An 11,370-nucleotide genomic window follows, 5' to 3' on the forward strand; every position below is an offset into this window, starting at 1 on the left:
GACCTCACTCCCGGTTTCCGGAGACCGTCTCGCGCATCGCGCGCAGCGACTCCTTGAGCGAGCCCATGGTGGCGAGGACGGCGGTGGGCTCGTAGCCGCAGTGGGCCATGCAGTTGGCGCAGCGCGGGTCCTTGCCGCGGCCGTACTTGTCCCAGTCGGTCTCCTCGATGAGTTCGCGGTACGTCGGGACGTAGCCGTCGCTCATCAGGTAGCAGGGGCGCTGCCAGCCGAACAGGGAGTAGTTCGGGATGGCCCAGGCGGTGCACGGGAAGTCGACCTTGCCCTCCAGGAAGTCCAGGAAGAGCGGGGAGTGGTTGAGCCGCCACTTGCGCCGGTTGCCGCCCGCGAAGGCCTTCTTGAACAGCTCGCGGGTCTGCTCCACGCCCAGGAAGTGCTCCTGGTCGGGGGCCTTCTCGTAGGCGTAGGCGGGCGAGATCATCATCTCGTCGACCTTGAGGTCGTCGTTGAGGAAGTTGAGCACCTCGATGATGGTCTGCGGGGTGTCGGTGTTGAAGAAGGTCGAGTTGGTGGTGACCCGGAAGCCGCGCCGCTTGGCCTCCTTGATCGCCTCCACCGCCTCGTCGAACACGCCTTCCTTGGCCACCGACTCGTCGTGCCGCTCGCGCAGCCCGTCGATGTGCACGGCGAAGGCGAAGTAGGGCGAGGGCTTGAACTTGTCCATCTTCTTGCGCAGCAGCATGGCGTTGGTGCAGAGGAAGACGTACTTCTTCTTCGCCACCAACTGCCGCACGATCTCGTCGATCTGAGGGTGCATCAGCGGCTCACCGCCGGCGATGGACACCATCGGCGCACCGGACTCCAGGACCGCCCCGACGGCCTGCGCCACCGGCATGCGCTGCTTGAGCACGCCCGCCGGATGCTGGATCTTGCCGCAGCCCTCGCACTTCAGGTTGCACGCGAAGAGGGGTTCCAGCTCCACGATCAGCGGGAACTTGTCCCGCTTGCGGAGCTTCTGTTCGGCCAAGTATGTAGCGACCTTGATGGACTGACGCAGCGGCATGGCCATCTGGCTCACCTCCTGGGGAGCAGCAAGGAACGGTGCCATTCGTAGAAAGCGGGAAGGACGGAACGAAGGACGCGGAAAGCCGATATTCCACCGCGCACCGTGCCGATCCGGACGAGTTCATGTTCTGGAGCGTCCACGACCACCCGGACGGCCGCAACGGGGCGTGGGCCCGTGCGTACGGCGCTGTGGAGCGTGGCCGCGGACTCCATGTCGACGGCGATCGCGCCGGTCGCGAGCAGGTCGGAGCGTTCATGGCCGCGTACGACGTGATCGGAGCCGGTGAGCGGTCCGGTGTGGACGGTGCGTCCGGGTACGGCCCGCACCAGCTCCTTGACGAGTAGGTCGGTCCCGACGCACGGAACGGTTCCCGCCGCATCCCGGGTCTCCTCGGCGACGACGAGGTCGCCCGGGTGCATGCCGGGCGCGAGCCCGGCGCAGAAGCCGGTGGCGAGCACGGCGGCGTCGGCGAGCGCCGGCTCCGCGAGGGCCCGGGTGACGGCCCGCTGGGCCGCCTTGGGGCCCATGCCCGTGCGGAGCACGGTGACCGGCCCGTCGGCGCCGCCCCGGTCGCCGCTGCGCAGGGCCAGGTGCTCGATGCCGAGCGCGCAGGCGATCAGCAGCGGGGCCGGGGCGGGCGGGGTGCTCATCTCATCCCTCCCCCGCCTGCGAGAACGGCTCTCCGTGGACGTACCGGCCGAGTGCCGTGAGCGGGAAGACCTGCCGGTAGAGGTGGTAGTTGATGGAGAAGTCCCACGGGAAGCCGGTGCCGGTGAAGTAGGGCTCGTCCCAGGAGCCGTCCTCGCGCTGGGTGGCGGCGAGCCACTCGACGCCCCGCTCGACGGCCTTGGAGTCCTTCTCGCCGGCGGCCAGCAGGGCCATCAGGGCCCAGGCCGTCTGCGAGGCGGTGGAGGCGCCTCGGCCGCTCCACTCCTTGGCGTGCTTGTAAGAGCGCAGGTCCTCGCCCCAGCCGCCGTCGTCGTTCTGGACGGACTCCAGCCAGGTCACGGCCCGGCGGATCGCCGGGTGCGCGGCGGGGATGCCCGCGGCGACCAGGGCGGGGACGACGGACCCGGTGCCGTAGATGTAGTTGACGCCCCAGCGTCCGAACCACGAGCCGTCCGGCTCCTGTTCGGCGAGCAGCCACTCGATGCCGCGCCGAGTGCGCGGGTCGTGGGCGAGGCCCTCGACGGCGAGCATCTCCACCACGTGGGCGGTGACGTCGGCGGACGGCGGGTCGATGACCTCGCCGAAGTCGCAGAACGGCAGCCGGTTGGGGAAGGGGCTGGTGTTGTCGACGTCGAAGGCGCCCCAGGCCCCGTTCTTGGACTGCATGCCGAGGTTCCAGCGCACCCCGCGCCCGATGGCCTTCTCCACCCGCTCCGGGTCGTGGTGCCGGACCCGGCGCAGTGCGAGGACGACCTCGGCGGTGTCGTCGATGTCGGGGTAGTTGTCGTTGTGGAACTCGAACGCCCAGCCGCCCGGCGGCAGTTGGGGACGCTTCACGGCCCAGTCGCCCGGCCGGACGATCTCCTCGCCCAGCATCCAGTCCGCCGCCTTGACGAGCTGCGGATGGTCGGGGGCCACCCCGGCGTCGACGAGGGCGATGGTCGCGAGGCAGGTGTCCCACACCGGCGACTGACAGGCCTCGATCATGCGGGCCCCGTCCTCGCGCCAGACGGCGAAGCGGTCCAGGGACGCCAACCCCTCGCGCATCACGGGGTGTTCGAGGTCGTAGCCGAGCAGGTGCAGGGCGATGACCGAGTACACGGCCGGCGGCTGGATGCCGCCCCAGCAGCCGTCGTTCTCCTGCCGCTCGATGATCCAGCGGGCGGCGGTGTTCATGGCCGCCTTCCGCAGTCTGCGCGGGGCGACCTTGCGCAGCTGGTGCAGCGCCTTGTCGAGCCGCTGGAAGGCGCCGTCCCAACTCGCCACCGGGGCGAGGGGCTTGGGCGGGTTCGGATTGGCCGGGTCGGTGTGCAGCTCGTCCAGCGGGAAGGGCGCGGGCCGCACCGGCCTCTTGGCGGAGACGATCGTCAGCGGGACGATGGTCTGCCGGGCCCAGCAGCCGAAGTCGTAGATGTTGAGCGGCACCCACTTCGGGAAGTAGATGAGCTCGGGCGGGAGTTCGGGCAGATCCTCCCACTTCCACCAGCCGAACAGGGCCAGCCAGATCCGGGTGAAGACCCGGGCCGAGGCGATGCCGCCCTGCGCGCGGATCCACGCCGACGCCTTCGCCATGTGCGGTGCGTCCGGCTCGTCGCCGGCCAGCCGCAGGGCGACGTACGCCTCGATGGTGGTGGAGAGTTCGCCGGGCCCGCCGTAGAAGGAGGCCCAGGTGCCGTCCTCGCGCTGCTCGCCGCGGATGAAGAGTCCGGCGGCGCGGGTGGTCGGCTCGTCGCGGATGCCCAGGAACTGACGGAGCAGCAGGTCCTCGGCGTCCATCGTGACGTTGGTCTCGAGGTCGCCCTTCCACCAGCCCTGGGCGTCCTGCCGCGCCAGCAGGAAGTCGGTGGCGCGCCGCACCGCGTACGCAGCGGCTTCTTGTACCCCGGCCGCCACGGGGGTGTTGATGTCGGTTTCGCTGGCCGCGGCAGCGCGGGGCGGGAGAGCCCCGGTGCTTCCGTCGGTCGTCGCTGTCATGGCTTCCCCTTCGTGCAGTGTGCAAGTGGTGCTCTGCTGTGGGTCCGCCGTCGGCCGGTGCCCCTTGGTGCCTTTGGCACCGGCCGGCGACTACGCGAGGGCTATTCGACCGATAGTGATCATCTCTTTCGAACGACGACGAAGTCGGCGAGGGCCGTGAACTGCGCCCGTACCCGGTCGGGCATGTCGATGGCGTCCAGGGCCTCGACGGCGATGGTGTGCTGACGGCGTGCTTCCTGGGCCGTCCAGTCCCGGCCGCCCGCCTCCTCGATGAGGGCGGCGCGGGCCGCGAACTCCTCCTCGGAGAAGTTCTCGAAGTCGCTGCTCTTGGCGTCGGCGGCGAGGATCTCGCCGAGCCGCTCGGCGGCCGGACCGTCCGCCGCGAGCGCGGCCACGACCGGCAGGGACTTCTTGCGCTGGCGCAGGTCGCTCCAGGTCTGCTTGCCGGTGGAGACCGGGTCGCCCCAGATGCCGAGGAGGTCGTCCACGGCCTGGAAGGCGAGGCCCAGGTGGTAGCCGTACTTCTCCAGGGTGTCGGCGGTGCGGTCGTCCGCGCCGCCGAGCACGGCGCCGATGGAGCTGGCGCAGGCCAGCAGGGCGCCGGTCTTGTTGCCCTCCATCTCCAGGCACTCCTCGACGCTGACGCGGTCGCGGTGCTCGTAGGAGATGTCCTGGGCCTGGCCGTCGATGAGGGCGCGGGTGGCGGCGGTCAGCCGGCGGGTGGCGCGGCCGGCCTCGACGGTGCCGAGTTCGAGGAGCACCTCGTTGGCGAGCGCGAAGAGGGCGTCGCCGACGAGGATCGCCTGGGCGGGGCCGTGCACCTTCCACACGGTGTCGCGGTGGCGGCGCTGTTCGTCGCCGTCCATCAGGTCGTCGTGCAGCAGCGAGAAGTTGTGGACCAGCTCCACGGCGACGGCGCCGGGGATGCCGGCCTCGGGCGCGGCGCCGGTGACCTCGGCGGAGAGCACGGCGAGGGCGGGACGTACGGCCTTGCCGCCGTCGCCGGCCGTGGGGTTGCCCTCGGCGTCGATCCAGCCGAAGTGGTAGGCGGAAACGGTGTCCATGGGAGCGGCCAGGCGGTCGATCGCCGCCCGCAGTACCGGTGTGGCCAGGGTCCGGCCGCGCTCCAGGAGCGCGGTCACGTCCACCGCGTCGGCAGCCTTCGAGGCCGGGGGCACAGTGGGCACAGTCTCTCCTCTTGTTGCGGTACCGGGGGTGCGGGGGCCTGCCGCGTGCTGATCGAGCATCACGCCGCCTCCTCAACGTCGAAGAGGTGACTCGGGCGGGGCCGGCCCAGGGCGCTCAGCGCGGCGTCCGCCGCACTCACGCCACTGCGGACCGCACTCTCCATGGTCGCGGGCCACCCAGTGGCGGTCCACGCTCCGGCCAGGTAGAGGCCGGGGGCTCTGGTACGGGCGCCGGGCCGCAGCCGCCCGACGCCGGGGGCGGGATCGAACGTCGCCGTCCGCTCCCTGGTCACGAAGAAGTCCTTCACCTCGGCACCCCGGGTGCCGGGCAGCAGTCGCTCCAGCTCCGGGAGGTAGCGCTCCCGCAGTACGGCGACGGGCTCGTCGATCTCGTCCTGCGCCGCCGACTGCGACAGCGCGAGGTACTGGCCCTCCCGCAGCCCGGAGGCGTCGGTGCGGTCGAAGACCCACTGCACCGGGGTGCCCAGGGCCGCGAAGAAAGGCTTTTCCAGCACCTTGCGGTCGTAGACGACATGCACGTTGAGGATCGGCGCGGTCCCGATCCGCAGAAGATTTTCCGGAGCGTCCAGCGCACCCTCCGGCAGCAGGTCATGGGCCTCGCGCTGGGGTACGGCGAGGACGACGGCGTCCGCCCGCAGCGTCTCGCCGGGAACCTGGACGGTCCACGTCCCGTTCTCGTCAGTGGAGATGGAGGTGACGCGTGTACGGACCTCGGTACGCACGCCCGCTGAGTCGAGCGCCTTGCGGGCGAGCCGGTCATGCAGTTCGCCCAGCGGGACGTGCGCCCATCCGATGTCGGCCGCGCCCGGGTCGGACAGCAGACCGGTCTTGAACACCATCGCGGCGAGCCCCAGCGAGGCGTCGCCCGCGACCGCGTTGAGGGTGGCGACCCCGACCAGGTCCCACAGGGCCTCGACGGCGCGCGCCGACTGACCGTGCGCGGTCAGCCAGCTGCCGAAGTCCTGGGTGTCCAGGTCCGGATCGGCGAGGTCGAGCCCCTTGAGCGCGAGCGCGGCCCGGCCCACCTTGGCGCGGTCGGCGAGCGAGAGATGCGGGTACGTGGCGAGGCTGCGCCCCAGATGCAGGGGCACCGGCAGCGCGTCCCGCCGCAGCCTGCCCAGCCGCCGTCCCTCGGGCTTGTCGACGTCGACTACGGGCACGTCGAGACGATCCTGCAGGGGTGCCAGGGCGGTTCCCTCGATGCGGTCGAGGAACCACCGGTAGGCGGTGCAGCAGCGCAGGTAGACGTGCTGTCCGTTGTCGACGGTCAGTTCGCCGCGCTGGAAGGAGAAGGCGAGGCCGCCCAGCCGGGGTCGGCCTTCGAGCAGGGTGACGCGGACACCCGCGTCGGCGAGGGCGAGCGCGGCGGTGATGCCGGCGAGCCCGCCGCCGATCACGACGGCGTCCCGCCCGGACTGATGGCCGTCGGTCATCGTGCACCCTCCCCTGCGCGGCCGCCGCGGTGCTTGAACGGTGCACGGCAGGCCGTTGCAGTCAGGGACGCCATGCCCTGCCGGAGGGTTGCCTGCCACTTTTCTCCGGTGGCATCACCTTGGACCGTTTTGTCCATCAGGCGCGCCTCCTGACGGCCCTGCGGGTCACATGCCGGGCGTCCAGTCCGGACAGCCCGCGTACGGCGACGTACGCCTTCTCCCGGCCGGGCAGCGAGACCCGGCCGCGCAGCACGGCCTCGGGGTCGCGCTCGATGCGGTCCAGGAGGCGGCGGTAGATGCCGGCCATGGCGGCGACACAGGCGCCGCTGCGCCGGTCGAGCATGGGGAGCAGCCGGTAGCCCTCGGCGAAAAGGGCGCGGGCCCGTCGCACTTCGAAGTGGACAAGGCCCGCGAAGTCGGAGCCCTGCGGTGGGGTCGGCCCGCTGAACCCGGCCGAGCAGCCGAACTTGGCGAGGTCATCGGCCGGGAGATAGGTGCGCCCGTCCCCGGCGTCCTCGCGGACGTCCCTGAGGATGTTGGTGAGCTGGAGCGCGAGCCCGAGCGTGTCGGCATACTCGGGCGCGCGCTCGACGCCGCGCGCCCCCGGTTCCGTGCCGAACACGCCGAGCGAGAGCCGCCCGATGGCGCCCGCGACACAGCGGCAGTAGACCTTCAGATCGTCCCAGGTCTCATAGGTCTCGCCGCGGACGTCCATCAGGACGCCGTCGATCAGCTCGTCCAGGCCGCCGAGCGGGATCGGGAACGCCGTCGCGGCATGCGTGAGGGCGACCGCGACCGGGTCGGTGTCGTCCTCGGCGACCACGCCCTCGCGCACCCGGGCCAGCATCGCCCGGGTGTCCTCGAGTCTCGCGGCCTTGACGTCGGGCGCCAGCGAGCCGTCGCCGATGTCGTCGACGCGGCGCGAGAAGGCGTACAACGCCGACATCGCGCGGCGCTTGGACATCGGCAACAGCCTGATGCCGTACGCGAAGTTCCGTGCCTGCTGTCCGGTGACGGCCTCGCAGTAGCTGTAGGCGGCGAGTACCGGTGCGGACACGTGTGGTTCGGCCTCCACGGTCCGGATCACCCCTCTCCTCGCAGAGTCACGCCCACCTCGCGCAGCAGCTGGAGCTTGCCGGGCTTGGGCGGGCCGGGAAGTACGTCGTATTCGGCGGCGGCGATCGCTCGGATCGCCGCCCTTCCCCCCGCCACGAACCCCGCGAGCAGCAGCTTCAACCTGCCGTGGACGCTACCCACCAGAGGGGCGCCTTCATTCAGGAGACAGCGGGCGTGTTCTGCTTCGTACGCAACCAGTGCGCGCACCGATGCGCCTGCGGTCCTCGTGGCGAGATCCGCCTCCTGGACATGGAATCGCTTCATGTCCGCGGCGGGCAGATAGATGCGGTCGCGGCCGAGGTCCTCGGTCACGTCCTGGAGGTGTTCGACGATCTGCAGCGCCGTGCAGATCGCATCGGAGAGGCGGACCCGCTCCGGGGTCGAGGTGCCGGTGACGGCGAGGACCAGGCGGCCGACGGGGTTGGCCGACAGTTCGCAGTACGCGAGCAGGTCGTCGTAGGTCTCGTACCGCGTGACCAGCTGGTCCTGGCGGTTCGCGGCGATCAGGCCCAGGAAGGGTTCGGGGGTGAGCGCGCGGCGGCGGACCGTGGGCTGGAGGCGGCGCAGCAGGGGGTGACGGGGCTCTCCGGTGAAGACCCGGCCCAGGTCGGCCTCGAAGGCGTCCAGCATCACCAGGCGGTCGTCGGCCTCCTCGGGGGAGACGCCGAGGAGCCGGGCGTCGGCGCCGCCGGGGGCGAGGTCGCCGTCGCCGATGTCGTCGACGAGGCGGGCGAAGCCGTAGACGGCCATGAGGTCGGCGCGCCAGGCCCGGGGCAGGAAGAAGGGGGCCACGGGGAAGTTCTCACCCGCGGCCTTGTCCAGTGTGCCGCGCTCCGGATCCGAGGCGCGGGCCCTGTCGGTTCCCGTCACCGCCGACTGCCCGTGGCGCGGACGGCACATGCGTTGAGCTGGGGAGTCTCCGTAGCCATAGCCGTCACATCTCCCGTTCTACACCGCCGACCCAATACACACTATTTCGGACACGCCGCCCGGCCTTCCGCGCGGCGGCCCTGACTGAGGGTGTCGGGCATTATCGCCCCACTTGCCGCGATTCGGGACCGGTACAGCTTACGTTGTACAGCGCGGTTCGGATCGCCGGGGTGTCCTGCACATCACAACAACACACCGATTGACTTCAAGATTCCTGCGGGGTACCGAAGTTGACGTTTCCTTTGCAGACGCGGGGCCCCGCCGGAGCAGTTCCGGCGGGGCCCCGCGAAGCGTCATGACCCGGTTCGTCCAGGCCCGCGTGGACTACTTGCCCGTGAACTTCTCGTACTCCTTGAGGACCTCGTCGGTCGGGCCGTCCATGCGCAGCTCGCCGCGCTCCAGCCACAGGACCCGGTTGCAGGTGTCACGGATCGACTTGTTGTTGTGACTGACGAGAAACACCGTGCCGGCCTCCTTGCGCAGTTCCCGGATGCGTGCCTCGGAGCGCTTCTGGAACTTGCGGTCGCCGGTGGCCAGGGCCTCGTCGATCATCAGGACGTCGTGGTCCTTGGCGGCGGCGATGGAGAAGCGCAGGCGGGCCGCCATGCCGGAGGAGTAGGTGCGCATCGGCAGGGTGATGAAGTCGCCCTTCTCGTTGATGCCCGAGAAGTCGACGATCTCCTGGTAGCGCTCCTTGATCTGCTCCCGGGACATGCCCATGGCGAGCCCGCCCAATATGACGTTCCGCTCGCCGGTGAGGTCGTTCATCAGGGCCGCGTTGACGCCGAGCAGCGAGGGCTGGCCGTCGGTGTAGACCTTGCCGCTCTCGGCGGGCAGCAGACCGGCGATGGCGCGCAGCAGCGTCGACTTGCCGGAGCCGTTGGAGCCGATGAGGCCGATGGCCTCGCCTCGGTAGGCGACGAAGGAGACACCCCGCACGGCGTGCACCTTGCGCACCCCGCGCTCCTCGCCGCGCTTGACGATGCGGCTGAGGGCGGCGGTGGCGCTGCCCTTGCCGGACTTGGCGCCGTTGACGCGGTAGACGATGTGCAGTTCGTCCGCGATGACGGTGGGGCGAGGGTCCTGAGGGACCGTCTTCTGCTCGGTCTCAGCCACGGCCGTACCTCTCTTCCGCCTTCCAGAAGTAGACGAACCCGAAGGCGCCGGCGAGCACCGCCCAGCCGAGGGCGAAGAGCCACACGTGCGGGGGCAGGTACTCGGAGCCGTAGCCGTCGATCAGGGCGAAGCGGATCAGGTCCATGTAGATCGCGGCGGGGTTCCACTGCAGGACCTCGGTGACCCAGCCCGGCAGGTCCTTGCCGGCGAGCATCGCGGGGATGCTGAACATGACGCCCGACGCGTACATCCACGTGCGCAGCACGAACGGCATCAGCTGGGCGAGGTCGGGGGTCTTGCTGCCCATGCGGGCGAAGATCAGCGCGAGGCCGGTGTTGAACACGAAGTGCAGGGTCAGCGCGGGCAGCACCAGCAGCCAGGACAGGCCCGGGTAGCTGCCGAACGCCACCATGATCACGACCAGCACAATCATCGAGTACAGCAGCTGCTGGAGCTGCTGGAGCGCGAACGAGATCGGCAGGGACGCCCGCGGGAAGTGCAGGGCCCGCACCAGGCCCAGGTTGCCGGAGATCGCGCGCACGCCCGCGAGGACCGAGCTCTGGGTGAAGGTGAAGACGAACACGCCGGTCACCAGGAACGGCACGTAGATGTCGTGCGGGATGCCCTTACGGGCGCCCAGCAGCAGACCGAAGATGAAGAAGTAGACCAGCGCGTTGAGCAGCGGGGTGGCCACCTGCCACAGCTGGCCGAGCTTGGCCTGGCTGTACTGGGCGGTCAGCTTCGCCCGCGAGAACGCGAGGATGAAGTGACGCCGGTCCCAGAGCTGGCGGACGTACTCGACGAGCGAGGGGCGGGCGCCGCTCACGGCCAGCCCGTACTTGGCGGCGAGCTCTGCCGCCGTGAGGCCGTCGTCGGGCGACGGAGGCGCGGTCACCGCGACTCCGCCGTCATGCGTTGTCTCACTCACTGGTGGAAACTTTCGTCTTCGAGATGCGCAGCCTGTGCGGGTCTGGGCATGAGCCGGGGCCGGGGGTCGGGCCCGGCCGCTCTCTGGTTCGAGCTTGTCAGATGACCGGGGGCCGGCCCAGTCGGGTCAGCCGCCACACGGTACGCCACTTCATGGGCTTGCGTGGGCCGCACGCGGTGGTCCAGCCTTCCCGGAATCCACCGAACCATGCCTTGAGCGCGGGCCGCGAGGGGCGGCGCAGCAGGGTGAGCAGCATCCAGACCCCGAGGTAGACCGGGACCAGGAGGGCGGGGAGGTTGCGGCGGGCGAGCCAGACGCGGTTGCGGGCGACCATGCGGTGGTAGACCGCGTGCCGCGAGGGCGCGGTCGTCGGGTGGTACAGCACCATGTCGGACCGGTAGTCGATCATCCAGCCCGCGTCGAGGGCCCGCCATGCCAGGTCGGTTTCCTCGTGCGCGTAGAAGAACTCGTCCGGGAGGCCGCCGACTTCGGCGAAGACCTGGGTGCGGACGGCGTTGGCGCCGCCGAGGAAGGTGGTCACGCGCGAGGAGCGCATCGGGTCCGCGGCACGCAGCCGCGGGACGTGGCGGCGCTGCGTGACGCCGGTGTCCGGGTCGGCGATACGGAAGCTGATGATGCCGAGCTTGGGGTCCTCGGCGAACGCCGTGCGGCACAGCTCGGCGGTGTCGTGGTTCGCGAGGAGCCCGTCGTCGTCGAGGAAGAGCAATATGTCGACATCGCGACCGCTGGGGCCGAAGGCCTCGATGCCGACGTTGCGGCCGCCGGGGATGCCGAGGTTCTCGGGCAGCTCGATCGTGCGGACGCCCGCGGGGACGTCCGACACGGGTGAGCCGTTGCCGACGACGACCACCTCGACGCGGTCGCCGTCCTGCTTGGCGACCGAGTCGAGCAGGGCGCGGAGTTCCTCGGGCCGGTTGCCCATCGTGATGATGACGGCGCCGACCTTCAAAG

At 70.5% G+C, this 11,370-nt stretch carries 11 protein-coding genes; all 11 read right to left on the reverse strand.

Features of this window, described 5'->3' with window-relative positions; translation table 11 throughout:
• Window positions 1–4: 4 nt before the first annotated feature.
• The gene (gene hpnH / locus IQ210_RS26770; RefSeq protein ID WP_194081685.1) at window positions 5–1,027 is read right to left on the reverse strand and encodes an adenosyl-hopene transferase HpnH; all 1,023 of its coding nucleotides are present in this window, start codon (window positions 1,025–1,027) and stop codon (window positions 5–7) included.
• 5 nt (window positions 1,028–1,032) lie between these two features.
• Window positions 1,033–1,674, reverse strand: a complete 642-nt coding sequence (locus IQ210_RS26775; RefSeq protein WP_194081686.1) for a phosphorylase family protein — start codon at window positions 1,672–1,674, stop codon at window positions 1,033–1,035.
• 1 nt (window position 1,675) lies between these two features.
• The gene (gene shc / locus IQ210_RS26780; protein WP_194081687.1) at window positions 1,676–3,667 is read right to left on the reverse strand and encodes a squalene--hopene cyclase; all 1,992 of its coding nucleotides are present in this window, start codon (window positions 3,665–3,667) and stop codon (window positions 1,676–1,678) included.
• A 119-nt stretch (window positions 3,668–3,786) separates the two neighbouring features.
• Entirely contained in the window at window positions 3,787–4,914 is a 1,128-nt protein-coding gene (locus IQ210_RS26785) for a polyprenyl synthetase family protein (RefSeq protein WP_194081688.1), read from the reverse strand.
• Window positions 4,914–6,308: a hydroxysqualene dehydroxylase HpnE gene (hpnE, locus tag IQ210_RS26790; protein ID WP_194081689.1), complete on the reverse strand. Its 1,395-nt coding sequence runs from the start codon at window positions 6,306–6,308 to the stop codon at window positions 4,914–4,916. Before hpnE ends, IQ210_RS26785 begins: the two co-directional genes overlap by 1 nt.
• Window positions 6,305–6,445, reverse strand: coding sequence for a DUF6380 family protein (locus tag IQ210_RS47325; RefSeq protein ID WP_228048403.1), 141 nt, complete (start codon window positions 6,443–6,445; stop codon window positions 6,305–6,307). The genes hpnE and IQ210_RS47325 overlap by 4 nt, the downstream gene beginning before the upstream one ends.
• Window positions 6,445–7,395, reverse strand: a complete 951-nt coding sequence (gene hpnD / locus IQ210_RS26795; protein ID WP_194081690.1) for a presqualene diphosphate synthase HpnD — start codon at window positions 7,393–7,395, stop codon at window positions 6,445–6,447. The genes IQ210_RS47325 and hpnD overlap by 1 nt, the downstream gene beginning before the upstream one ends.
• On the reverse strand, window positions 7,392–8,324 hold the full coding sequence (gene hpnC / locus IQ210_RS26800) for a squalene synthase HpnC (protein ID WP_228048404.1): 933 nt from the start codon (window positions 8,322–8,324) through the stop codon (window positions 7,392–7,394). The genes hpnD and hpnC overlap by 4 nt, the downstream gene beginning before the upstream one ends.
• Before the next feature lie 354 nt (window positions 8,325–8,678).
• Window positions 8,679–9,470, reverse strand: a complete 792-nt coding sequence (locus IQ210_RS26805) for an ABC transporter ATP-binding protein (protein ID WP_194081692.1) — start codon at window positions 9,468–9,470, stop codon at window positions 8,679–8,681.
• A complete protein-coding gene (locus IQ210_RS26810) occupies window positions 9,463–10,398 on the reverse strand; it encodes an ABC transporter permease (RefSeq protein ID WP_194081693.1) in 936 nt (311 codons plus the stop codon). The genes IQ210_RS26805 and IQ210_RS26810 overlap by 8 nt, the downstream gene beginning before the upstream one ends.
• Window positions 10,399–10,495: 97 nt before the next feature.
• The gene (locus IQ210_RS26815; RefSeq protein WP_194081888.1) at window positions 10,496–11,341 is read right to left on the reverse strand and encodes a glycosyltransferase family 2 protein; all 846 of its coding nucleotides are present in this window, start codon (window positions 11,339–11,341) and stop codon (window positions 10,496–10,498) included.
• Window positions 11,342–11,370 lie beyond the last annotated feature (29 nt).

The sequence above is a fragment of the Streptomyces justiciae genome (genome assembly GCF_015163075.1).
GTDB lineage: Bacteria > Actinomycetota > Actinomycetes > Streptomycetales > Streptomycetaceae > Streptomyces > Streptomyces justiciae.